This is a genomic window from Allorhizobium sp. Av2 (genome assembly GCF_021462805.2).
In the GTDB taxonomy this organism is placed as follows: Bacteria; Pseudomonadota; Alphaproteobacteria; order Rhizobiales; family Rhizobiaceae; genus Allorhizobium; species Allorhizobium vitis_G.
This window is the reverse complement of sequence record NZ_CP192696.1, coordinates 73,107-95,608: the sequence shown is the minus strand read 5'-3', so window position 1 is coordinate 95,608 and position 22,502 is coordinate 73,107. Positions and strand designations below refer to the sequence as shown.

Below are 22,502 nucleotides of genomic sequence, written 5' to 3'. Positions count from 1 at the left end.
GACGTACCCACCCTCTCGCGATCACTTGCCGCTGTTGAACATCTGCGCGTTGCCGGGCGTGTAGCCGCTGCCCGGCGTCAGGAACCGGCGGCGTTGTTCGCGACCCTGTTCAGCGGCAGCGGCGCGCTCGGCCTCGGTGAGTGCGCTCGCCCGGCCATTGGCGGCGAGCAACGCGACCAGATCGGAAAGCTGCTGCGACTGAAGCGCAAGAATCTGGTTGCCGGCTTGAGTCGCCTGAAGCGCGCCGGTCGCGCCCTGGCTCTGGCTGACAAGCGCCGACATCTGTGTGCGGTTGGTGTCGATATTGCCGACGACGCCAGCCTGCACCCGCATCGCGTCCTGCAAGCCCCCCACAGTGTTCTGCCAGCGCGAGCGGGCATTGGCGACGAGCTGCTGATCGGTGGTCGACATCGAGACGTTCCCATATTTTTGCTGGAACATCTGGTCGATCTGCTGGACGTTGAAGGCGATGCCCTGCGCCTGGCTCAAAAGCTGCTGGGTCTTCTGAACGTTCTGCTGAAGCTGCTGGAGTGCGGAGTAAGGCAGGCTCGCCAGATTGCGCGCCTGATTGATGAGCATCTGCGCTTCATTCTGAAGCGACGTAATCTGATGCGTGATCTGCTCCAGCGTGCGCGCCGCCGTGAGGACATTCTGCGCATAGTTCGACGGGTCGAAGACGATGATCGCGTGCGCGGGCGTCGCGACCATTGGCGAGAGCATGATCGGCGCGGCCAGAATGGTCGCGGCCAGAATGGCGGCACGCGAGCGGATTTTACCGGTCTTCATGATTCAGTCTCCTTTTCGGCTTGGGGGATGAGGGACGAGAAAGTCGGGATGAGTTCGGCGGCCCAGCCGACGTCGCGGGCCTGGAGCCACGCCGCGAGAAAGCCTTCGCGGCCGTGTTCGGCGACAAGGCTGGTGATCAGCGACTGGTCGGATTTGGAGGACGCAGCGCAGAGCACGAGGCCGACTTCGGACAGGCCCAGCTCGAACAGGCGATTACCGCGCCGGGACTGGCAGTAGTAGTCGCGCTTGGGCGTCGCCCGCGCGAGGATTTCGATCTGGCGGTCATTGAGCCCGAAGCGGCGATAGATGGCCGTGATCTGCGGCTCGATCGCGCGTTCGTTCGGGAGAAGCAGCCGCGTCAGGCAGCTCTCTATGATGGCCGGGGCGATATTGCTGCCGTCGATGTCGCTGAGCGACTGCGTGGCGAAGATGACGGAAGCGTTTTTCTTGCGCAGCGTCTTCAGCCATTCGCGGAGTTGGCCGGCGAAGCCTTCATCGTCCAGCGCCAACCAGCCTTCGTCGATGATGAGCAGCGTCGGGCGTCCGTCGAGCCGGTCGCCGATGCGATGGAACAGGTAGGACAGGACGGCCGGAGCCGCCCCGGTCCCGACAAGCCCTTCGATCTCGAATGCCTGCACGGCCGCGCGGCCAAGCTGTTCGGCCTCGGCATCGAGCAGCCGGCCATAGGCCCCGCCGACGCAATAAGGCCGGAGCGCCTGCTTCAGATCGTTCGATTGCAGCAGGACGCTGAGGCCGGTGATGGTGCGTTCCTCGGCCGGCGCGGAAGCGAGCGAGGTCAGCGCTGTCCAGATATATTCCTTGGCCTCGGGCGTGATCGTGATGCCCTCGCGCATCAGGATCGCCACGATCCAGTCAGCGGCCCAGGCACGTTCATAGGTGTCGTGGATGCCGGCGAGCGGCTGAAGTGAAACGGAGGTGTCTGAACCTTCGGTGAGGCCGCCGCCGAGATCGTGCCAGTCGCCGCCCATGGCGAGCGCGGCGGCGCGGATTGAACCGCCGAAGTCGAAGGCGAACACTTGGCTTCGTTCATAGCGCCGGAACTGCAAGGCCATGAGCGCGAGCAGCACGGACTTGCCCGCGCCGGTCGGACCGACGACGAGCGTGTGCCCGACGTCGCCGACATGCAGGGATAACCGGAACGGGGTCGAGCCTTCGGTCTTGCCATAGAGCAAGGGGGGCGCACCGAAATGCTCGTCCCGTTCCGGCCCCGCCCACACGGCGCTCAGGGGGATCATGTGGGCGAGATTGAGCGTCGAGACCGGCGGCTGGCGGACGTTGGCGTAGGCATGTCCGGGGAGCGAACCGAGCCAGGCATCGACAGCGTTGACGGTTTCCACCATGGCCGTGAAATCGCGGCCCTGAATGACCTTCTCGACGAGCCGCAACTTCTCGTCAGCGAGACGCGGATCGGCGTCCCAGACCGTGATCGTGGCGGTGACATAGGCCATGCCCGCAATGTCGGCCCCGAGTTCCTGCAAGGCCATGTCGGCGTCGAGCGCCTTGTTCGCGGCGTCGGTGTCCACGAGGGCGGATGCCTCGTTGGTCATCACTTCCTTGAGGATCGCCGCGATGCCCTTGCGCTTGGCGAACCACTGGCGGCGTATCTTCGTCAGCAGTCTCGTCGCGTCGGTCTTGTCGAGCAGGATCGCGCGCGTGCTCCAGCGATACGGGAAGGCCATCCGGTTGAGGTCGTCGAGTAGGCCGGGCGTGGTCGCGGTCGGGAAGCCGATGACGGTGAGGATGCGCAGATGTTCGCCGCCAAGACGCGGTTCCAGCCCGCCGGTCAGCGACTGATCGGCGAGCAGCGCATCGAGATAGAGCGGCGTTTCCGGCACGCGGACGCGATGGCGTTTCGTCGAGACGGTGGAATGTAGATAGGTCAGCGTCTCGCCGTCGTCGAGCCAGGCACATTCGGGCATGAAGCCGTCGAGCAGCGCCAGCACGCGGTCGGTGCGATCGGTGAAGCCGCGCAGGATCTCATGAGGATCAACGCCGGAGCGTTCACGCCCCTCGTAAAGCCATGTCTCGGCGCGTGCGGCTTCCTCGGCCGGGGGCAGATAGAGGAAGGTGAGGAAGTAGCCGGAAACGAAATGCGTGCCCGCTTCCTCGAAGTCGGCCTTGCGTTCGGCATCGACCAACCCGGAAGCCGGATCGGGGAATATGCTGTCGGGATAGGTCGCGGCTTCGGAACGCTGCGCCTCGACGAAGATGCTCCAGCCGGAGCCGAGACGGCGGAAGGCGTTGTTGATGCGGCCGGCGACAGCGACCAGCTCGGCCGCGACGGCGGAATCCAGATCGGGACCGCGAAACCGCGCCGTGCGCTGGAAGCTGCCGTCTTTGTTCAGCACGACACCTTCGGCGACGAGCGCGACCCACGGTAGATAATCAGCTAGTCGGCTGGCGGTGCGGCGATATTCGGCAAGGTTCATCATGACAGTGCCCCTCAGACCGACAGATGACCGGGGATGCGCAGGTGCCTGCGCCCGACCTCGACGAAGAGCGGATCGCGCTTGGCGGCCCATACTGCCGCGAAGTGGCCGACAGCCCAGATGAGGAGGCCGACCAGCCAGAGGCGTAGGCCGAGGCCCACGGCCCCGGCGAGCGTCCCGTTTAGGATCGCGATGGAACGCGGTGCGCCGCCGAGCAGAATATGCTCGGTTAGCGCCCGGTGGACCGGCACAGTGAAGCCCGGCACGTCGAGTTGCTCGAAGGCCATCGCCATCAGACGAGCGCCCCGCCGCCGAAGCTGAAGAAGCTCAGGAAGAACGAGCTGGCCGCGAAGGCAATCGACAGGCCGAAGACGATCTGGATCAGCTTGCGGAAGCCGCCCGACGTGTCGCCGAAGGCCAGTGCCAGACCCGTCGCGATGATGATGATGACGGCGACTATCTTGGCGACCGGCCCCTCGATCGACTGGAGGATTTTCTGAAGCGGCGCTTCCCACGGCATGGACGAGCCGGAGGCATGGGCGGCCGGGACGAGGACGAGATTGACGTAGGTGAAGGTGGCGGCCGTCGCGATCATGCGACGCACGCGGATAGCGGTGCGGATCATGTGGGTTCTCCTGTGGTGGGGGTGGCTTGGGTGATGCGGTAGTCGCAGTCGGAGCCGAGCCCTTCGACGCGGGCGAGTTCGGCGAGCCGGCGCGCGGAGCCGCGGCCGGACAGGACGGCAACGAGGTCGATTGTCTCGGCGATCAGCGCGCGCGGGACGGTGACGACAGCCTCTTGGATGAGCTGTTCGAGGCGGCGCAGTGCGCCGATGCCGGTTCCGGCGTGGATGGTGCCGATGCCGCCGGGGTGTCCGGTGCCCCAGGCTTTGAGAAGATCGAGGGCTTCGGAGCCGCGCACCTCGCCGATGGGAATACGGTCGGGCCGTAAGCGCAGCGACGAACGGACGAGATCGGAGAGCGTGGCGACGCCATCCTTGGTCCGCATGGCGACAAGGTTCGGGGCGGCGCATTGCAGCTCGCGCGTGTCTTCGATAATGACGACGCGATCCTGTGTCTTCGCTACCTCGGCCAGCAGCGCATTGGTCAGCGTGGTCTTGCCGGACGAGGTGCCGCCGGCGACAAGGATGTTGGCGCGGGCTGCCACGGCGGCGCGCAGCGTCGCGGCCTGACCGGCGGTCATGATGCCGGCGGCTACATAGTCGTCGAGCGTGAAGACAGCGACGGCGGGCTTGCGGATGGCGAAGGCTGGCGCGGCGACGACAGGCGGCAACAGCCCCTCGAACCGTTCGCCGCTCTCAGGCAGTTCGGCCGAGACGCGGGGCGCACGGACATGAACTTCCGCGCCGACATGATGGGCGACCAAGCGTACGATACGTTCGCCATCGGCGGCGGACAGCATCTCGCCCGTATCGGCCAGACCTTCCGACAGCCGATCCACCCAGATACGGCCATCCGGGTTCAACATGACTTCGACGACGGCGGGGTCTTCCAGAAACCGGGCGATGGCGGGGCCGAGCGCCGTGCGCAGCATCCGCGCGCCGCGTGCGATGGCTTCCGGTTTGTTATGGCTGGCAGTCATATCGCCCCCGTTTCTTCACGAGGCGCAACAGACAGTCCCCGGATCGGGGTCGATTAAAAGAGCCTGAAATCAGGCCGGTTCAACAAGTATCGGAAGGCGTGCGGGGATCGGCGGCTATCGGCGGCGAATAGGACGGTCGACTATTCAGGCGGGATCGCTGTTCGTCTCGAATTGATCTGCCGCGGGATCGTCGGGGACCGACTCGACATCGCGCGACAGCTCTTTGAGGAACCTGTCTCCCGTCGCCAATCGACGGCCGAGCGTCTGCATGAAACCCTTGAACCGCTCCGCACCTTTTGCCTTGGCGGATGCATGCGCGCCGTCTGGTAGCGGCGGTGTGACCATGAGCCAGAATTGGACAAACAGCGAGACGGCTTCGCCGAGCACGGCGAGATCTTCATCGAGCGTGTCGATCTGGCGGCCGAGCTTATCGAGACGGCGCGACATGGCCGCTTCCAGTTTTTCGCTCGCATCGCCCGACAGGAAGGATGCGACGGCGGCTTCGACGATGGCGGATTTCGACACCTTCCGGCGGTGCGCCAGCGCGTCGATCTGTTTGAGTAGCGCCGGGTCGAAATAGACATTCATGCGGGTGCGAGTCGTCATGGCGCGTTCCTCAAAGCTCGATCCCGTCACCGGGGTCCAATGACGCCTGCCGCGCGACCACGCGCATCTGGGCACGCATCGCGTTGGCCTTGGCCGCGTCCACGTCGGGCTCGTCGTCCAGCAACTCGAACTCCTGTGCCGGCGACGGTGGCGGCGCGACGATTTCCTCATGCTCGGGCAATTCCGGCTCGCGGCGGATGCCGGCATTGGCTGTGTCGCCATCGGCGTGGACCGTAGTGGTCGCGGATGCTCCATCCGCCGCCGAGACAACGCGGGCGGACCAGTCGTCCGATGTGGCCGGATTTGCAGCAGGCACTAGGGCCGCAAGGTCTGGAGGAGTCAGAATGCGCTCCTGCAACCGCGCGTCCTCGAAATAGCGAGCCTTGGTGGCGCGGATCGGCGGCGTTCCTGCCACCATGACGATCTCGTCGGTGGGTGGGAGCTGCATGATCTCGCCGGGCGTCAGCAACGGCCGCGCTGTCTCCTGCCGCGACACCATGAGATGGCCGAGCCAGGGTGAGAGCCGATGGCCCGCATAGTTGGTGGAATCGCGCAGCTCGGTCGCCGTGCCCAAGGCGTCTGAAACGCGCTTGGCGGTGCGTTCGTCATTGGTCGCGAAACTCACCCGCACATGGCAATTGTCGAGGATCGAATTGTTCTGGCCGTAGGCGCGCTCGATCTGATTGAGGCTCTGCGCAATCAGGAAGCCCTTGATGCCGTAGCCGGCCATGAAGGCGAGCGCCGACTCAAAGAAGTCGAGACGACCGAGCGCGGGAAACTCGTCCAGCATCAGCAGCAGACGATGGCGCTTACTGGAGGTCGTTAGTTCTTCGGTGAGCCGCCTGCCGATCTGGTTGAGGATCAGGCGGATCAGCGGCTTGGTGCGATTGATGTCGGACGGCGGCACGACAAGGTAGAGGCTAACGGATTTCCGGCTTCCGACAAGATCGGCAATACGCCAGTCGCAGCGTGCCGTCACCCGCGCCACGACCGGATCGCGGTAGAGGCCGAGGAAGGACATGGCGGTCGAAAGCACGCCCGACCGTTCATTGTCGCTCTTGTTGAGCAGTTCCCGCGCGGACGATGCGATGACGGGATGAACGCCGGCCCTGCCCAAATGTTGCGTGTCCATCATCGCGCGCAAGGTGGCTTCCACCGGGCGGCGAGGATCAGACAGGAAGTTCGCGACGCCGGCCAGCGTCTTGTCGGGCTCCGCGTAGAGAACATGCAGAATCGCACCGACAAGCAGGCTGTGGCTGGTCTTTTCCCAATGGTTGCGCTTGTCGAGGCTGCCTTCGGGATCGACCAGAATGTCCGCAATGTTCTGGACGTCGCGGACTTCCCATTCGCCCTGCCGCACCTCCAAGAGCGGATTGTAGGCTGAGGATTGCACGTTGGTCGGATCGAACAACAGGACGCGGCCATGCTTGGCGCGGAAGCCGGCTGTCAGGCTCCAGTTCTCGCCTTTGATGTCATGGACGATGCAGCTTCCCGGCCAAGTCAGCAGCGTCGGCACGACAAGGCCGACACCTTTGCCGCTTCGCGTCGGGGCAAAGCACAACACATGCTCCGGGCCGTCATGGCGCAGATAGTCGCGATCATAGCGGCCGAGCACGACACCATCGGGGCCGAGCAGGCCTGCGGATCGGATTTCCTTGTCCCCCGCCCATCGGGCGGAGCCATAGGTGGCTACGTTCCGCGCTTCTCGCGCTCGGATGATCGACATGAGGATGGCAGCAGCGATGGCGAGAATGCCGCCAGATACAGCGATGATCCCGCCTTCGGTGAAGATCGCGGGTGCGTAGGCGTCGAAAGAAAACCACCACCAGAAGAAGGCTGGTGGATAGTAGACTGGCCATCCGGCCAGCTCGAACCACGGATGGCCAAGCTGGGGCTGGAATCCGAGCCGCCATGCGGTCCATTGCGTCGCCGTCCAGGTCATGACGAAAACGATGGTCAGGACGACGGCGATCTGACCCCAGAGTATTCGGCCTCCACGCATACAGGCTCCAATCGGCAAAAATGTTGGAGCCGATCAGAGAATAGGCGTTTCCGAGAGTGGCAACAGGAATGGTGATGCGGGAGGGCTGCCGGATATTGTGGCGTACAAATAGGATGGTTTGGTCAAGCGATCGCCTGTGTATCCGGTAGCGATCTCTCACGGATCGAGCCGTCGTGCGGGCGGCGGCGCTAGACTTAGCAAGCTGCCAAGCGCGAAGGCCAGCCCATCCAGAGCGGCCTTGCTCAACCGAGCCGTATTATGATCGATCGTTTTTCGTGGACCCAGCCGGTAAAGACGGAGAATTGAGCAGGACTGACGATTGACGCAATTTAAGTGCAACACTGAGCAGGTTTGAGAGCACGGGGCTGCGATTGTTCGGAGACCATACCGCCGAAAAACGAACGCTCTCAGGCTCATCGGCAATGGGCAGGAAAACCACGCCTGGCACTGGCGTCAGGGCGCTTTCCTCCAAAAACAACGAGATACCGTGCTCAGCCGCTATCATCGAAAGGAGAGCACTATTACCAATATCCAAGCGGATGATGTTTGGAATTGGCCATCGTCCAACCGAGCGAAGTACGATCAGTTCTTGCACCTGCGGGCCTGATCCGCCTTGCCTAACAAGAAAGGGTTCATCGGCGAGTTGTTGCCAATCTATACTCGACCTGCTTGCCAGACGATGTGTTGTTGATACGGCCACCATCACGCGATCGTGCCAAACTACACGAGAATGAAGGTCCGGGATTTCTTTAATGTCAGCCATGAAGGCGATATCGAGTTTTCCTTCCCTGACCTTAATCTGCGCATCGCGGGCGCTGGTTTCAGAAATGTGCAGTTGGATAAGAGGATGCTCAGAGCGAAATCGCCGGAGCAGATGATCCAATGCACCTCCAGTTGTTAAAGAGTGTATTCCAACACGTAGATGTCCCTCTACACCATGCGCCCGCATGCCGGCTGTCTTGATGGCATCGTCGAGAATGACCATTGCTTCATCCACCTGTTCGACGAAACGCCGTCCAGCTTCAGTGAGGCTGACGCCGCGGGTATTGCGATGAAAGAGAAGAATTCCGAGCTCTTCTTCAAGTGATTTTACCCTCGCACTGACACTCGACTGACTGATGCCGAGCGCCTTCGCTGCCTTATGGAAGCTGAGGTACTCGGCGACAGCAAGAGTTTGAACCAGGGAAGCCATGGAGATGCGGCCGCCGAATAGGCGCAATGTATTTCGCGAATTTTTGTCGTTGAGATGCCGGCGCCGCATGTTGGTGACGGCATTTAGTTGCGATTGTACGGAAATGGAGACGGCAACGCCGCAATCATGCGCGCTCGCCCCGCCAGCGTTCCAAGGGCTGCCATCCTAACAGAAAGAACGCCGCCAACAGCTATCGGGAGGGACCAATTTCCCACCACATGATGGAGTTGCCCGGCGAGCGGAGGGCCACAAGCGGCCAGCAGGTTGCCAATGCACTGAACCATCCCGGAGAGGGTAGCAGCCTGAGAAGCGTTCCCGGTACGCAATCCGATGAAGATGAGGGCGAGCAGCATGCCAGCGCCTGTCCCTAATCCAAAACACGGAACCCAAAGAGCTGCCAAGCTGGGAGCAATGTACAGTCCCACGAACGCAATGCCGGTAAGGATGCCCATCAGCGCAGTTAGCCATCGCTGGTCCTTCAGGCCGGCAACGATCGGTCCGAGGACGAGACCCGGTACTGCCCAGGCGAACTGCATCACGCCATGAAGTGTGCCGGCTTGCGAAGCGGAGAAACCGCTTGAGGTCAAGATGGCTGGCAGCCAGCCGACCAGCGCATAGTAAAGCAGCGAAGTGACGCCCATGAGCAGTGTAACCTGCCAGGCAATGACAGATCGCCAGACCGGTCCTCCATGCGGTGGGCTGGGGGTGTCGGGTGTTGGCCTGGAGGGATGTCGCAGTTGAGGAAGCCATGCTGCCAATGCAACGGCTGGAAACACCAGGACGGACCCGAGCGCAATCTGCCATCCACAGACATTGGACAGAGGAACCGCAGTTGCGGATGCGAACGCGGCACCGATGCTGATTGCGCCTATACCGGTGATGGTGGGAACATGAGCGGGAAAATCCCGCTTGAATATGCCGGGGAGCAGCACGGTGCTGACGGCAATCCCAGCCCCAAAAACGACAGTTCCTAGGTACAGACACCACACTGGTCCGGCCGAGCGCACCGCTATGCCCGCGATTGTTATGAGAAGAGATCCGAACAGGGCTCGTTCGAGGCCATATTCCCGGGCGAAGATCGCTGCGAATGGCGAGAGGACACCAAAGGCGATCAAAGGCAGCGTCGTCAGGAAGCCGGCTAGAGCCGATGAAAGATCAAACGTCGATTGCAGTTCGCCCAGAATTGGTGCGACGGCGGTAACAGGCCCGCGAAGGCTTGTTGCGACAAAGATAAGCCCGACGATCAGCAGGGCTTTGTGAGCGTTGAATTTGCGACGTATGACCATCTTCAGGCTTAATTGCTGCTGGCGTCCCAGGAGATGCCCAAGACGCCAGTGTTGAGACGATACGGGGAAGCGCAGCGGGCCGTCAGGCAGCTATGCGCCACCCCTTGGCGGTCTGGCGTTGCGCCAGGAAGTGCGAATAGAGGCCGCCTTTCGTCTTCAACTCGTCGTGCGAGCCCTGTTCAGCAATCTTGCCGTCATCGAGCACGACGATCTGATCGGCCATGGCCACCGTAGACAACTGATGGGCTATGACGATCAGGGTGCGCTTGCCGCGCAGTCTGGCCAGCGTTTCCGCGATGGCCGCCTGATTTTCGGCATCGAGAGCGGCCGTTGCTTCATCGACCAGGAGAACCGGAGCGGCCTTGATCAGGGCGCGCGCGATTGAGATGCGCTGCCGTTCGCCTCCGGAAAGACGAGCACCACCTTCACCGACCGGCGTTTCCAGCCCTTGCGGCAGCCGTGCGATGATTTCGGCAACGCCGGCGAGCCGTGCGGCCTCCAACACCTCCGTATCGCTGGCACCCGGTTTGCCAAGGCGGATGTTGTCGCCAATGCTGCCCTGGAACAGATAGGTGTTCTGGAAGATCTGGCTGATCTGGCCCGAAAGCTGATCGTCCGACATGTCCCGCACGTCGATGCCGCCGATCGCAACACTGCCTCCGGTCACATCGAAGAAGCGCGCGATGAGGCGGACAAGCGTGGTCTTGCCCGAACCGGATGCCCCGACCAGAGCCGTCATCGAACCGGGGGCGATACGCAGGCTTACACCCTTCAGCACGTCTGGCTGCGCCGTCTCATAGCGGAAAGACACGTCGCGCATTTCGACCGACCCGTCGCGTGGTGCTTGCGGCGAACGCGCCTGCGGCAGCGGCGCTATGGCGAAGATGTCGCGGATGGCGTTGAGCTGGCCGCGCGCGCTGCGCATCGCCTCGCCATAACCCGCAACGTCGAGCAAGGGGTCGATGAAACGATTGGCCAGCATCAATGCGACGATGACCGCGATCATTGTCTCGGCTTCCAGACCGGCGCCCAGAGAGCTGTTCAGCCACAGCGCGCCGACTATCAGCAGGGCCGCGAAGATGACCTGCACCACCCACGCATTGAGGACCACGGAAACCGCCGACATATAGATGAGCTTCAAGCCCGATTTGCGCTGGTCTTCGATCGCCTGTTCGAGAAAGCGCGTGCCGCCACCTTCGCCGTTGAAGGCGCGCAGGACCGATTGTGCCTGAGCGAACTCGACGATGCGCTGGCTGGTCGCGGCCGCCTTGTGATGGAATCCTTCATCTGCCGCCATCCCCAGACGCGAGGCGATGACAAAGATGCCCGCGAGGATCGGCAATGCAACCAGTGCAATGAGACCCATCTGCCAGTTCAGGGCAAGCAGGGCCAGCACGATGACGATCGGTGTCACGGCGCTGCTGATCAGCGGAGTGAACAGGTGCGCGGGAAGCTGTGCGACCTCCATCATGCCGTGCGACACGACATGGCTGAGGCGTGCGGTATTCTCGGGCGAGAACCATCCGACCGGAAGGCTGGCGATGTGATCACCGATCCGGTGGCGCGCGCTCTGGACGATGGCCGTGCCCACCCCCATGCCGGCCTCCTCGACGTACCGGCGCAGCGCCCAGCAGGCGAGCACGCCGACGAAGAAGAAAAGGAGCCAGGACGCGGCAGTTTGTGTCTGGTTGAGCAGGAGGTTGCTGATGACGGGCACGAGCGCTGTGATCGTCAGACCGCTCAGCAGCCCATAAATGGCGGCCATGCGGACATAGCGGCGGAAGACAGGGGCGTCAGCACCCAGCAGTTGGGTCAGTGTGTTCAGCATGTCGGAGCGGCCTCTTTCTGGTTGGCGTCGTGACCACTCAAAGCCCAGAGCTGGGCATAGCGGCCACTTCGGGCTAGCAACTCAGCGTGGTCGCCCTGTTCGCGGATTGCGCCGTTTTCGATAACAATGATGCGGTCCGCGTGCATGACGGTGTCGAGACGGTGAGCGATGACCAGCAATGTGCGTCCTTTGGCGAAGCTCGAAAGCGTCTCCTGGATCGCGACCTCGTTCTCCGCATCGGCCGCGGCTGTCGCCTCATCGAGCACAAGGATCGGCGGATTGAGCAGGACCGCTCGCGCGATGCTGATGCGCTGCTGTTCACCGCCGGAAAGCTGCGCATCCTCGCCGATGACGGAAGCGTATCCGCGCGGCAGGCTGACGATGCGCTCGTGGACGTTGGCAGCGCGGGCCGCTTCCTCGATCTCCTGCTGGGTGGCCGAGGACCGACCGAGAGCGATGTTGTCGCGCACGCTGGCGTGGATCAGGCGGACTTCCTGTAGGACGAAGCCAATCTTGCGATAAAGCTCCGGCGTGGGGATGTGCCTCAAATCGGCGCCGCCGAGCGTGATGCGGCCTTCGGTCGGGTCGAAGAAGCGAAGCAGCAGGCGGGCGAGCGTCGACTTACCTGCGCCTGACGAGCCGACGATGGCCGTTACCGTGCCAGGCTTCAGTATGAAGCTGACATCGGACAGAACGGGATTCTGCTCGTCATAGGCATAAGAGACGTTTTCGACGCGGATCTCGGTCTGTTCGGGGGCTTTCAGGGAGCCTGCCGCCGGCTGATCGAGCACCGGCGTATCCAGAAGAGCCTGCACCCGCACCGCAGCACCCGTTGCGTTGCGCAGTCCATGGGTGATGTAGCCGATCATCACCAGCGAGGCCGATATCCCCGGCGCCACAAGGGCAAACGGCAGAATGTCGACGGGCGCGATCCAACCCAGCGCCACGAACGCGGTACCCGCCGCCAGCACGACGCCCAGCACCGTCGTCGGCGCGATGACGGCATTGGCCATTGCGACCGAGCGAAGCAACGGGCGCGTCATGCCAAGGAATGCTTCGGTGAAGGCATCGACCGCCTGCCGATAGCCGGCATGCGCCTTGCCGCTCGTCCCGAACGCCTTGACCACGGGAATGCCGTTGATGAACTCGACGACGGCGTTGTTGATGCGGGCCTGGCCGGTGACGAACTGATTCATGCGGTCTTCACCGCTCTTCATGGAGGCGCCGAAGATCACGAAAAACAGCGGGAACGGCAGGATGGAGATGATGGCCATCCGCCAGTCCATGAAGAACATATAGATGACCGACGCCACCATGGCGCCGATTGCGCGGCCCATCGTGGTGTAGAAATGGGCCGTCAGGTCATGCAGCGTGCCGACATCGTCCTGCATGGCCTGTTTGACCTCGCCCGAGGCGCGGCCGGTAAACCACCCGAGCGGCACCTGTGACAGTCGCCGTGTGGCCGCGACCCGCAAATGGTGGGTGACATGATTGTCGGCGAGGTGCGCGAGCAGTTCCGCGCACGAAACCAGAGCGAGCCCGGCAAACAGGCTGAGCAGACTGAACAGGACGGTCTGCCAGACTTCTGCCTGCGCTTGTCCAAGCGCTGCGATGGCTGACAGATCAGTATCGCTGAGGGCGATCTTGGCGATATGCGCGATGCCGGCCAGGGGGGCCAGAGTCATTGCGGTTCCGAGCCCCGCCATGACGGCCGCCACGGTCAACCGGCCGCGGATCGGTTGCAGAACCTGCCCGATGGGACTTTGCTTTTTTCCAGGCGGTGCCGCCTCACTGATACTCATAGAAACCTCCGGAAGGAATGTTCAAGGGTGCGCGGATATTGGCCGTGCGCTCGGCCAGGAAACGGCGTGGCGGCGCACCCACTTCCTTGCGGAACATGGTGACGAAGGCTCCGGGACTGTCATATCCGAGTTCGTCCGCAACCGACTGGATCGTCTGGCCCTGAGCCAGCAGCGGCAAGGCGGTGATGATGTGCATGTGGCGCCGCCATTTGCTGACGGAGAGGCCTGTCTCCGATACGAACAGCCGCGCCATGTTGCGTTCGCTCATGCCGACCCGGCCGGCCCATTGATCGAGAGTGGTATGGTCGGAAGGAGTTGCGAGCATCGCATCGGCGAGCTTCCTCAAACGCGGGTCGCTCGGCATCGGCAGGTGGAGCCATTCCGGCGGTGCGGCCGCCAGTTCGTCGAGCAGCACCCCCATCAACCGCGCCTGCGGGCCAAAAGAATCGTACTCCGAAGGCAAAGCCGCAGTTCGCTCGAGCAGCGCCCGCAGGAATGGCGATACAGCCATCGTGCTGCAGGTGTCCGGCAATGCGCCGGCGATCCGTGGTTCGATAAAGACGGCAAACCCCTTGGGGTCACCGGAATTACGGGCGCGGTGCACCATCCCACCGGGAATCCAGACCGCGCTCTGGGGCGGCACGACCCAGACGCATTCTTCGGTTTCGACCGTGATGAGGCCGGTATCGGCGAAGATGAGCTGGGCTTTGCGATGGCTGTGGATTGGATGCTCCCAGCTATCGGTCGCCATGCCCAATCCGATCACGATGATCGGGCTGTCGATCCTGTCCACATAGGCTGCGTCGAATACTTCTCCGCCGACGAGCATCAAGAGGTCTCCTGCGTTGATGCTCAGGATGCCAAAAGCGCCGCAGCCTTCTCCTGGGCCTCTTCCGGCGTGGCGACGATGAACATGGGATAGCCCCAGAATTTCTCGGATATGAGCGCAAATGCCTTGGCGGCTACGCGCTTCACGGTGTCCGGCTGAACATGGATATGCCCTTTGACGAGTCGGCGGATCTCGCCCTTGTTGGCTTTCATCCAGAGCGACACCTTCTTGCGGTCTTCGACGTTGTCGCCGCTGGTGTCGAATGCGCCTTCGCTCATGAAAAGGAAGGCTTCGTTCCGCGCCAGAAGATCTGAGAACTGCCGCAGTAGTTCTTCCACTGGCGCAACGCTCGGAGCGTCGTTGTTCATGCGAACGAAAGGAAAGTCAGACGAATCTACGTTCATAGCGCAGCTCCTGAGCTGCGCAGCGGCAGGCTCAAATTTTGAAGTTGAGTTGTGCTATCATATTAACTTGGGCCGTTTCCGCATTGCAGAGTTCAGACAAAAAACTTCGCAATTCAGCCAAATCAGCAGACGCGAGCGAGGCCGTGGCGCAAGAATTCCTGGCGAGATACCGGATGTAATCGCAGTGTCGGTGGACCTCGCAACTGCAAAGGAAAGCGGTTCGCTTGTGAACCTTCTCACAGGCCGATTCCTCTTTGCCGGCCGAACTGCCACGAAACCGATCCGCCCTGCACGACACCCGCAACGTCTCGGCCAAGATGACGGTCAATGACGGGCCGCCATGGAACAAGGGTGAACTCGTGGCTTTGCTCGACGATGGCGAACTTGCCGCTCGATAACTGCACGGTCCCGGTGAACTTGCCGGCGACGGTCTCGCCGTCCGTGGCGGCGCGGAACGGCAGTGCCTTGGTCGCGGCGATCTCGCTGCCGACACGAGCCACCTCGCGCTCGCGCAGTGTGGCGAGGAGATTGCGCCTATAGGCGATGCGGCCGTTCTGCTGAAGCGCGGCGTCACCCAGACCGATATGATGCTCGCGGCGACGATCCATCGCCTCGCGGACCTGCTGCCCGAAGCCGGACGGAGCGAGATCCGATGCCTCGGCCGAGATAAGCCGCCGGTCGAGCCAGGTGGCGCCGTCCGAGCCGATCTGCTGTTCCAACCGGGCGGCGGAGAGGATACGGATATTGGCCTGCCGGTTGCGGCCGGCGTCATAGGCGGCGGTACGGCTCTCGAAGTCTTCGGGGATGCGCCACTGGTCGGCCTCGATCCGCTCTACGATCCCGGCGCGGCGCAGCGCCTCCAGCCGGCGGACATGCGCATCGACATAGCCTTCGTAATCGCCGCCCGGAACGCGGCCCTCGAACTTCGCCTGTTCGAGATGGCGGCTCGGGCGATAGACGCCGCCCTCGGCGATGGCCGCGATGGTTCGGTCGGATGGACGGCTCGCGGTCTCGGCGGGGCCAACCTCGATGATGCTGCCGATCCGGGCGTCCGCGACGCGGGCGGCGTCGATGCCGGCGACATGGTGCGTCCGGCCGTCGATCCCATCCACCACGACGGTCAGGTTTTCGCCCAGCTCGTCGGTGAGAAATTTGTCGATGACGCGGCCGACGATGGGCGTCTCGGGTGCAGCGCCGTGAATATGGAAGGTCATGGGGTCGCGCTCCATGCCGTCCGCCTTCAGCGCCTTGTGCATATTGCGGATGATGTCGCCACGTTCGCCCAGATCGCGCAGAGCCGGTTCCATGCGCTCGCTCAATTCCCAGACGCCCGGAGCATGTTCGGTGGCGAGGCCCATCTTCTCCAGCTTGGCGAGACGGCGCAGGCGCAGCGTGCGATTGAACTGGCGTTTCGGATCGGCCGGCTCATGGCGCAGGTCGAGGAAGCGTTCATCGGCTTCCTCGGTCATGGCCCGGTCGATGCGGGTGAAACGGTCCTGGTCAATCTCGGCCGACAGCTTGCGGCTCTGCTCGATCTCGGTGACGGGACCAAGTTCGAGCGTGGTCAATTCGCCGGCGCGCTCCCTGATCCCGTTGGCGAGATAGTCGCCATTGATGACAAGGTTCTCGCCCAGTTCGTCCTTGCCCCGGACGATGACATGCACATGAGGATGTCCGGTGTTGTAGTGGTTGACCGCGACCCAATCGAGCTTCGTGCCGAGATCGGTTTCGACCTGGCTCATGAGGTCGCGGGTGTAAGCCGTCAGGTCGGACAGGTCCGCGCCATCCTCGGGCGAGACGATGAAGCGGAACTGATGGCGATCGTCCGCGCCGCGCTCGACGAAGGCCGAACCATTGGCGCGATCCTCGGTGGCGGAATAGAGCTGGCCGCTCTCACCGTCGCGTGAGGTGCCGTCGCGCTGGATGTAGCGCAGATGCGCGGCCGACTTCCCGTTCATGCCCGCGCCCTGGACATAGCGGGTTTTGACGATGATGCGGCGCATTCCGGGCGCGCTGTGCTTCCAGCCACCAGAGAGTGTGCGGGCGCGCACGAAGGCCGCGCCGCGCCCGCGCTTGAGGCCCGGACCTTTGGCCGCGCCGGAAGCTCTGCCGCTCTTCGCGCCGGGGGATGAGTTAGCGCGCTGCGCCGGCCGCGCCGACGATCTGGCCGGAGCGTTGCTATGCTGGCGCGCGATCTTCTTCGCCTGCGTGAGAAAGCTCTTGGCCTTACCCGCCTTCGGCGTATCGGCGCGGATGCGGCCGGGTCTCGGCCGGAAGCGGAATTCGTCGTCGGCGCTCATGGATGCGCCTCCGGCCCAACCAGCCGAAAAACGCCTGAATTCGGGCTAGAGTGCCGGTCGAAACTCTGCAAAGCCAAGGCTTTGCGCGGACACGCGGCACGTGGGGTCCAAAACCATGGTGCCGCTCGCGGCTCCCCCAAACAGTGTGCAGACAAGGGCTTGCCCTGAAACCAGACCGACATGGTGCCGGTTTCCTTTATCTTGCCCTCCGCCTTTTCTGCCCTTTCCGCCCTTCCTACCGAGAACGCAGCCAGGCGCGACCCTGCCTGACTGCACACCGGAATGAACACGAGCGAGCGCGGGAATGCCGTCATCATGGTGCTCCTCCGTCGCCTGCGCGCGCTACGAACATGCTGCCGTCTCGCGGCTCCGTATTGCGGCGCTCACGCACCGGAACGGCGGCGCGACCGTCGCCTGATGTGCCGATAGTCTGCACGGGATCGGCGACCCGCCTGTCGCTCGGGCGCATGACGAAGAGCGGTGCATCGCGCCAATCTGGTGGCGGTGCGGCCTGCTGCTCCGGCGTCTCGGATGCGACCGCGCCGCCAAGCGTCGGTGTAAGCGCAGCGACATAGGCGCGGGTTTCGGCGGGCAGCACGCGGCCCGTCAAACGATACTCGTCGTAGCGGCCGGGACCGGCATTGTAGGCGGCGAGCATCGCCGCGATAGTGCCGTAGCGGTCCCACATTTCACGCAGATAGGCCGTGCCGGCATGGATGTTGTCGCGCGGATCGTAGGGGTTGCGGCCGAGCCGATAGCGGACGCGCAGGCCCGCCCAGGTATCGGGCATAACCTGCATCAACCCCATCGCGCCCGCCGACGAGATCGCGCGCACGTCGCCCGCGCTCTCGGCGCGCAGGACGGCGCGAATCCAGCGCTCGGGGATGCCGAAACGCTGCGACGCCTCCGCGATATGCCCTGCGTGAGCATCGACGGCGACCGTCTGCATGATAGGTGCGGATTGCGCGAGCGTCACGGCCGGTCCCGTGCCGAGCGCAAGCACGCCAGCGAGCAGGAAAACGGCATAACGCCATGCCGACCTTTCTCCGCCACGACGCCAACCTGCCAGCGTGCTCGCTACGGTTAAGGGTACGCGCGAGGCGCCGGCCGATGGCCGCCCTTGACCTTCGCTGCGCGCGCCGGCCGTCCTGTGGTCGAGCGGGACGAAGGGATGAGACGGCCTTTCCGCGAACAATGGGATGAAGACTTTGAGCGCGATGATGACACGGGACCGCATGGCCTTAATCCCGCTCTTCGCGCGGTTTCGGGCGGCTCCAGTGCAGCGACCACGACGCTCCCGCATCGTCGTCGCGGAACAGGTTGGCGCGGATCGGCTGCGGCAGGGCCGGATCGTCGAGCAGCACGGAAAGATATTCGCCGGCCTTCTCGCCGGTGCGCTTCCACGCCGCGCCAATCTCCGGGCCGTCGTCGGCTCCGTGGTGGACGCGATAGTCCGGCGCGTTCTCCGCATCCGAATGTTCGGTGGGAGCGATGGTGATCTCGCGGTAAAGCGTGAGCGTGTGAACGCGCCCGGTGAAGCCGGATTCCTCGCGCGTGAATTGACCGATCTGTGGCATGGGTAATCTCCTTCGCTGGTGGTTGTGGTGGGGATGGTCAGTGCGTCGGTGCGCGCCAGACGAAGCGGCTGTCGCCTTCCTCGTCGGTCCAGAGCGGCAGCGCCCGGCCGATGACGGAGCTTGCGGGGATGGGGCCGAAGTAACGGCCGTCGAGGCTATCGCGGACGTCCCAATTCATGAGGAAAAGCTGACCGTCGGCGATGACGCGGCAGCCTTGCCAGACGGGCAGATCGCGGCCGATCCGGTCGCGGTCGAGCGCGTCGCCCATCTCCACGCCGTCGACGGTGACGGTGCGGCCGCTGCGGCAAACCCGCTGGCCCGGCAAGCCGATGACGCGCTTCAGCAGCGGCACGCCGCGACCGACATAGCCGCGCGCAACCATGAAGCCGGCGAGCGGTTCGGGTGGCATAACGGCGACGAGTTCCGGCACTTCGATCCGGTCGGCCGGCTCGATGGTGTAGAAGCCGACCGGCGCGCTCGCCGTGGCGTTCCAGATGAGTTTCGTCGGTGTCTCGACGGCGCTGGTGGCGGCAATGCCGACGATGGCGAGCAACGTCACCGCGAGAATGCGGCGGCGGCTCATGGGTCGATCCTTCGGCGACCGATCCATGCCGCATGACGCTCGGGCGTGTAGGGGCTCGGCTCCAGACCGGCAGTCAGCCGGTTATGGACGTGCCGCCAGTGATCGGGCGAAGCGTCGGCCGGATCGAGGCCAAGCGCCTCCACCGCGTCGATCGCACCAAGGGCGCGCTGGACCTTCGACCAACCGTCGAGGCGGAGCAGAATTTCGCCGCCAGGACGGACGAAGGGCAGCGTCTGGAACGGCTCGCCGCGACCGATGGCGCGCACGATGTCGATGCGCGAAATGATCGTGCCATGCTCGCCTGCGGCCCAGCGGACAAAGGCGAAGATATTTTCCGGCGCAAAGCCGACGATGCTGCGGCGACGGTCGAGAATCTGTTCGTAGCTCTTGCGACCGAAGCGTATCCAATGCTCGATCTTCTGTTTCTGGAAGGTCAGCTCGACCAGGGTGGTGAACGGCGCTGGTCCGTCCGGCAGTGGACGGCCATGCGCGCGGCGGGAGGCTTTGCCGCTCATGGTCGATCTCCCTGATTGTCAGAGAGGTCGCGGGCGAGCATGTCGCGCAGCACGTCGGCGACGGATCGGGCGGCACCGGCACCACGCCTCGCGTGCGCGCGCATCAAAGAAGAAGAGTTAGTTTCTCTGTTAGATTCTAAGTTAGCGGTCGGATTCCGCGTCGTAGACCAAAGGCTTAACTGCGGTTCGTGCGCCTGATGTGCCGATAGAGCTGCGCCCGATGTGCCGATACCCCGTGCGCCTGATGTGCCGATGGTATTCACAGGCGTTTCCACAGGCACTGTGGACAGGTTTTCGGGGCGGATGCGCACCAACTCGCGGCCGTCTTTTCGCTCGATCTGGAGGTGATAGCCGGGGAGCGGTTGGCGGGCCGCGATGCGGCGCAGGTCGAGCGCGAAGTCGGAAACGCGAGCGAGGCTGCCGGACTTCACATGGAGATGGGCGACCTCGAACAGCCAGCCGGTGTGCTGGTGGCCGGCGTGCTTTCGGGCGACACGGTATAGCCAGCGTTCTATGCCGCCCGTCAGCCGGAAATAGGCCGGGTCAATGGTGAGAACCAGCGAGCGGTCAACAACGCTGTTGTAGAACCATTCGGGCAGGACGAATTCCATGCCTTCGACGCGGCCGGCGCGCGTCGTCATCTCTTCCCATTCGTTGATCCATGAGAACTGCCGACGCCGCCAATGCGGGCCGTTGCGAATCGTCGTGGCGATGACGGTGGATTGCAGACGGGCGAGCGCGGCTTTCAACAACACATATTGGCGGTTGCCCGTCGGTCGTCCGATGGCGCGCAGCAAATGATAGGGTGTGAAGCGGAAGAAGCGCGACGTGTTGAGGCCGTTGTTCTCGGCGGCCACGATTTGCGAGGCCGCCCATATCAGCACGTCCGCGTCCCATATGGTCGCCATGCCGTGCTCGGGCATGGCGAGCACCTGCACTTCGACATCGGCTGCTTTGTAGAGAATCGGCTTGGTGCGCGGCGTCTTCGCCAGCGAGAAGAAAGGCCGCTCCATCAAATCGCGCTGGTCGCGCGGCGCGGCGTCTCCGGTTGCGACCACGAAGGGGTCGAGGCGGCTGCGCTCGCTGGCGTCGCCGAGCTGCGCGGGTCTGTGATCGTCGTCGCGCAGCATTCAGCACTTACCCCGCTCTTCAGGGGTCAGCGGACGCGCGGGAAAGACCGTGCCGGCGTTGGGATCGTGGGTGGATTTGCGGGTGCCGATCTCGGACCAGGTTTCCAGATCGCGGATGGTGTAGAGGACGCGGCCGCCGATCTTGCGATAGGTCGGGCCGGTGCCGTAGGTCCGGTGCTTCTCAAGGGTGCGGATGGAAATGCCGAGGAAGCGGGCTGCTTCCTGTGTGCGCAACAGGCGCGGCGGCATCTCCGCGTTGGGGCGGATGGCCATGGGATCACCTCCGGGTTGGTCAGGGTTGCCGCTGTCGGTGGTGACAGCGGGCTATGGCGAACCATGGCGAGGGATCGGCGGCGGATAGCGTGCCGCATTTGCGCTCATGCGCAGGCGGCACCCCGGAGAAGCTACAGTGAAGCAAATAAGTTGAGGTAATTCAGCGGTCATTGCCAGCCGCGAGGATTCGGCGAAGACATTCCCACGCGGTTCGGCTATGGCTGAAATCGGAGCAGACGCGCTGCTCCGGGGCGTCGAAACCCCTGATTAGCGGTTGTTGCCGGCCGATACGGCAACACACTTCTTGACCTATGGTCGGGGAGCCTGTGGCGTATACAACAGGCTTTCCGAGCTAAAGGCCATGGGGCCGTCTAGTCACGGTTTCGAACTCCCCGATCACCAAGAGTCAGAGAGGATGTTTGCGGGGGCGCACCGCAGACGAAACCCTCTCGGGAATGGGAGTGCCAATGCGGGTTGCAGTCGAACTCAATCCTGATGTGGCCGACGAAGCACCGAGCGGAAACATCATCACGCCCTATGATGAACAGCACTACGTCACCTATCTGCGCCTGCTGGACGCGAGCCGGGACGGCGCGGACTGGAAAGAGGTTGCCCGCATCGTCCTACACCGCGATCCTGTCGCAGAAGAAGCGTGTAGCCGCCGCTGCTGGGAAAGCCATCTCGCCCGCGCGCAATGGCTTTCCCATTCAGGCTACCGGCGCATTCTGGAGCAGGCTGCCGCTAGCGTTATGCTGGGTAGCGGACACGAGTGATCTCCGTTTGGATCGGTGGGCCTCATCTGGGCGGCGACTTGATCGGATAGTGCAGCAGCAGCCGATAGCCGCCGCGCATCATCTTGATGCCGTGAGCGACAAGACGGCGGGCCTTGTTCTTGCGTGGATCGACCTCGAAATCCTCCTTTGTGCCGTGAAAGCCGAGTAGGACTTCGGCGATGGCACGGTAGCTCTCACCGCGAAGGCGAGCGTCGAGAGCGCGCAGGGATAGGGTGTGCCATTGCCGGAGCTGGGCGGGCAATGCGCGAAAATCGGGACCCGGCGGACGGCCGTTGAGTGCGCGCCAGAATCGACGAGCGGCATGGGCGCGCAGTTCGAGAAAGGAATCCATCGGCAAGGATGCTGCGTAGAAAGCCGCCGCATCGGGAACGGCTTGCGGCAACCAGAATTGATGGGCGGTGCCATCGACCTGCCAGATGCCATGCCAGCCGTCTGTAGCGCGGCGCAGGTCGAGGCCGTCGAGATGCGCCAGCGTGATGATTGGTTCCGTCTCGCCGTCGCGATGCCACACTGGAGAGAGCAATATCGCCTGTGGCTGAAGGC

At 63.5% G+C, this 22,502-nt stretch carries 21 protein-coding genes and 1 pseudogene; 1 reads left to right on the top strand and 21 read right to left on the bottom strand.

All coding sequences use genetic code 11. The features are described from left to right. Positions 1-21: 21 nt before the first annotated feature. The 20 genes and pseudogenes from trbJ to FS819_RS00355 all read right to left on the bottom strand — a co-directional run bounded on the left by trbJ (position 22) and on the right by FS819_RS00355 (position 21,165). Positions 22-786: a P-type conjugative transfer protein TrbJ gene (trbJ, locus tag FS819_RS00450; protein ID WP_234625087.1), complete on the bottom strand. Its 765-nt coding sequence runs from the start codon at positions 784-786 to the stop codon at positions 22-24. After that, on the bottom strand, positions 783-3,239 hold the full coding sequence (gene trbE, locus FS819_RS00445; RefSeq protein ID WP_234625088.1) for a conjugal transfer protein TrbE: 2,457 nt from the start codon (positions 3,237-3,239) through the stop codon (positions 783-785). Before trbE ends, trbJ begins: the two co-directional genes overlap by 4 nt. 11 nt (positions 3,240-3,250) lie before the next feature. Beyond that, on the bottom strand, positions 3,251-3,529 hold the full coding sequence (locus FS819_RS00440; RefSeq protein ID WP_234625089.1) for a VirB3 family type IV secretion system protein: 279 nt from the start codon (positions 3,527-3,529) through the stop codon (positions 3,251-3,253). Further along, positions 3,529-3,861: a TrbC/VirB2 family type IV secretion system protein gene (locus FS819_RS00435; RefSeq protein ID WP_234625090.1), complete on the bottom strand. Its 333-nt coding sequence runs from the start codon at positions 3,859-3,861 to the stop codon at positions 3,529-3,531. Before FS819_RS00435 ends, FS819_RS00440 begins: the two co-directional genes overlap by 1 nt. Continuing rightward, on the bottom strand, positions 3,858-4,838 hold the full coding sequence (trbB, locus tag FS819_RS00430; protein WP_234625091.1) for a P-type conjugative transfer ATPase TrbB: 981 nt from the start codon (positions 4,836-4,838) through the stop codon (positions 3,858-3,860). Before trbB ends, FS819_RS00435 begins: the two co-directional genes overlap by 4 nt. 144 nt (positions 4,839-4,982) lie before the next feature. Then, complete coding sequence (locus FS819_RS00425; RefSeq protein WP_234625092.1) at positions 4,983-5,444, bottom strand: ribbon-helix-helix domain-containing protein; 462 nt, start codon at positions 5,442-5,444, stop codon at positions 4,983-4,985. Between the two features lie 10 nt (positions 5,445-5,454). Further along, complete coding sequence (locus FS819_RS00420) at positions 5,455-7,446, bottom strand: conjugal transfer protein TraG (RefSeq protein ID WP_234625093.1); 1,992 nt, start codon at positions 7,444-7,446, stop codon at positions 5,455-5,457. A 256-nt stretch (positions 7,447-7,702) separates the two neighbouring features. After that, a complete protein-coding gene (locus FS819_RS00415) occupies positions 7,703-8,638 on the bottom strand; it encodes a LysR family transcriptional regulator (protein WP_234625094.1) in 936 nt (311 codons plus the stop codon). A gap of 308 nt (positions 8,639-8,946) precedes the next feature. Then, positions 8,947-9,924: pseudogene (locus FS819_RS00410) on the bottom strand (MFS transporter); the annotation flags it as partial. 82 nt (positions 9,925-10,006) lie between these two features. After that, entirely contained in the window at positions 10,007-11,752 is a 1,746-nt protein-coding gene (locus tag FS819_RS00405; RefSeq protein WP_234625096.1) for an ABC transporter ATP-binding protein, read from the bottom strand. Then, positions 11,746-13,554, bottom strand: a complete 1,809-nt coding sequence (locus FS819_RS00400; RefSeq protein WP_234625097.1) for an ABC transporter ATP-binding protein — start codon at positions 13,552-13,554, stop codon at positions 11,746-11,748. Before FS819_RS00400 ends, FS819_RS00405 begins: the two co-directional genes overlap by 7 nt. Then, entirely contained in the window at positions 13,541-14,383 is an 843-nt protein-coding gene (locus tag FS819_RS00395) for an AraC family transcriptional regulator (RefSeq protein ID WP_234625098.1), read from the bottom strand. The genes FS819_RS00400 and FS819_RS00395 overlap by 14 nt, the downstream gene beginning before the upstream one ends. A gap of 23 nt (positions 14,384-14,406) precedes the next feature. Next, positions 14,407-14,787: a hypothetical protein gene (locus tag FS819_RS00390; protein ID WP_234625099.1), complete on the bottom strand. Its 381-nt coding sequence runs from the start codon at positions 14,785-14,787 to the stop codon at positions 14,407-14,409. Positions 14,788-15,023: 236 nt separating this feature from the next. Beyond that, positions 15,024-16,145 (bottom strand): DUF3363 domain-containing protein, encoded by a 1,122-nt coding sequence (locus FS819_RS00385; protein WP_234625125.1) that lies wholly within the window; start codon positions 16,143-16,145, stop codon positions 15,024-15,026. Positions 16,146-17,400: 1,255 nt separating this feature from the next. Continuing rightward, the gene (locus FS819_RS00380; protein WP_234625100.1) at positions 17,401-18,324 is read right to left on the bottom strand and encodes a lytic transglycosylase domain-containing protein; all 924 of its coding nucleotides are present in this window, start codon (positions 18,322-18,324) and stop codon (positions 17,401-17,403) included. A gap of 4 nt (positions 18,325-18,328) precedes the next feature. Next, positions 18,329-18,664 (bottom strand): DUF736 domain-containing protein, encoded by a 336-nt coding sequence (locus FS819_RS00375; RefSeq protein WP_234625101.1) that lies wholly within the window; start codon positions 18,662-18,664, stop codon positions 18,329-18,331. A 37-nt stretch (positions 18,665-18,701) separates the two neighbouring features. Continuing rightward, a complete protein-coding gene (locus tag FS819_RS00370) occupies positions 18,702-19,247 on the bottom strand; it encodes a S26 family signal peptidase (protein ID WP_234625102.1) in 546 nt (181 codons plus the stop codon). After that, a complete protein-coding gene (locus FS819_RS00365) occupies positions 19,244-19,762 on the bottom strand; it encodes a DUF2840 domain-containing protein (RefSeq protein WP_234625103.1) in 519 nt (172 codons plus the stop codon). The genes FS819_RS00370 and FS819_RS00365 overlap by 4 nt, the downstream gene beginning before the upstream one ends. Continuing rightward, positions 19,759-20,892, bottom strand: a complete 1,134-nt coding sequence (locus FS819_RS00360; RefSeq protein ID WP_234625104.1) for a replication initiator protein A — start codon at positions 20,890-20,892, stop codon at positions 19,759-19,761. The genes FS819_RS00365 and FS819_RS00360 overlap by 4 nt, the downstream gene beginning before the upstream one ends. Next, positions 20,893-21,165 (bottom strand): helix-turn-helix transcriptional regulator, encoded by a 273-nt coding sequence (locus FS819_RS00355; protein WP_234625105.1) that lies wholly within the window; start codon positions 21,163-21,165, stop codon positions 20,893-20,895. Between the two features lie 467 nt (positions 21,166-21,632). Between FS819_RS00355 and FS819_RS00350 the strand changes: the two genes are divergently transcribed. Beyond that, complete coding sequence (locus tag FS819_RS00350; RefSeq protein WP_234625106.1) at positions 21,633-21,938, top strand: DNA -binding domain-containing protein; 306 nt, start codon at positions 21,633-21,635, stop codon at positions 21,936-21,938. A 22-nt stretch (positions 21,939-21,960) separates the two neighbouring features. Here the strand turns inward: FS819_RS00350 and FS819_RS00345 are convergent, their stop codons facing one another. Beyond that, the gene (locus FS819_RS00345) at positions 21,961-22,482 is read right to left on the bottom strand and encodes a DUF2285 domain-containing protein (protein WP_234625126.1); all 522 of its coding nucleotides are present in this window, start codon (positions 22,480-22,482) and stop codon (positions 21,961-21,963) included. Between the last annotated feature and the right edge of the window lie 20 nt (positions 22,483-22,502).

What these genes read in the sequence shown, in the direction of transcription:
- trbJ (WP_234625087.1), bottom strand. Translation starts at nt 786, where the DNA reads ATGAAGACCGGTAAAATCCGCTCGCGTGCCGCCATTCTGGCCGCGACC.
- trbE (WP_234625088.1), bottom strand. Translation starts at nt 3,239, where the DNA reads ATGATGAACCTTGCCGAATATCGCCGCACCGCCAGCCGACTAGCTGAT.
- FS819_RS00440 (WP_234625089.1), bottom strand. Translation starts at nt 3,529, where the DNA reads ATGGCGATGGCCTTCGAGCAACTCGACGTGCCGGGCTTCACTGTGCCG.
- FS819_RS00435 (WP_234625090.1), bottom strand. Translation starts at nt 3,861, where the DNA reads ATGATCCGCACCGCTATCCGCGTGCGTCGCATGATCGCGACGGCCGCC.
- trbB (WP_234625091.1), bottom strand. Translation starts at nt 4,838, where the DNA reads ATGACTGCCAGCCATAACAAACCGGAAGCCATCGCACGCGGCGCGCGG.
- FS819_RS00425 (WP_234625092.1), bottom strand. Translation starts at nt 5,444, where the DNA reads ATGACGACTCGCACCCGCATGAATGTCTATTTCGACCCGGCGCTACTC.
- FS819_RS00420 (WP_234625093.1), bottom strand. Translation starts at nt 7,446, where the DNA reads ATGCGTGGAGGCCGAATACTCTGGGGTCAGATCGCCGTCGTCCTGACC.
- FS819_RS00415 (WP_234625094.1), bottom strand. Translation starts at nt 8,638, where the DNA reads ATGGCTTCCCTGGTTCAAACTCTTGCTGTCGCCGAGTACCTCAGCTTC.
- FS819_RS00405 (WP_234625096.1), bottom strand. Translation starts at nt 11,752, where the DNA reads ATGCTGAACACACTGACCCAACTGCTGGGTGCTGACGCCCCTGTCTTC.
- FS819_RS00400 (WP_234625097.1), bottom strand. Translation starts at nt 13,554, where the DNA reads ATGAGTATCAGTGAGGCGGCACCGCCTGGAAAAAAGCAAAGTCCCATC.
- FS819_RS00395 (WP_234625098.1), bottom strand. Translation starts at nt 14,383, where the DNA reads ATGCTCGTCGGCGGAGAAGTATTCGACGCAGCCTATGTGGACAGGATC.
- FS819_RS00390 (WP_234625099.1), bottom strand. Translation starts at nt 14,787, where the DNA reads ATGAACGTAGATTCGTCTGACTTTCCTTTCGTTCGCATGAACAACGAC.
- FS819_RS00385 (WP_234625125.1), bottom strand. Translation starts at nt 16,145, where the DNA reads ATGGGCCTCGCCACCGAACATGCTCCGGGCGTCTGGGAATTGAGCGAG.
- FS819_RS00380 (WP_234625100.1), bottom strand. Translation starts at nt 18,324, where the DNA reads ATGCGGTCCCGTGTCATCATCGCGCTCAAAGTCTTCATCCCATTGTTC.
- FS819_RS00375 (WP_234625101.1), bottom strand. Translation starts at nt 18,664, where the DNA reads ATGCCACAGATCGGTCAATTCACGCGCGAGGAATCCGGCTTCACCGGG.
- FS819_RS00370 (WP_234625102.1), bottom strand. Translation starts at nt 19,247, where the DNA reads ATGAGCCGCCGCCGCATTCTCGCGGTGACGTTGCTCGCCATCGTCGGC.
- FS819_RS00365 (WP_234625103.1), bottom strand. Translation starts at nt 19,762, where the DNA reads ATGAGCGGCAAAGCCTCCCGCCGCGCGCATGGCCGTCCACTGCCGGAC.
- FS819_RS00360 (WP_234625104.1), bottom strand. Translation starts at nt 20,892, where the DNA reads ATGCTGCGCGACGACGATCACAGACCCGCGCAGCTCGGCGACGCCAGC.
- FS819_RS00355 (WP_234625105.1), bottom strand. Translation starts at nt 21,165, where the DNA reads ATGGCCATCCGCCCCAACGCGGAGATGCCGCCGCGCCTGTTGCGCACA.
- FS819_RS00350 (WP_234625106.1), top strand. Translation starts at nt 21,633, where the DNA reads ATGCGGGTTGCAGTCGAACTCAATCCTGATGTGGCCGACGAAGCACCG.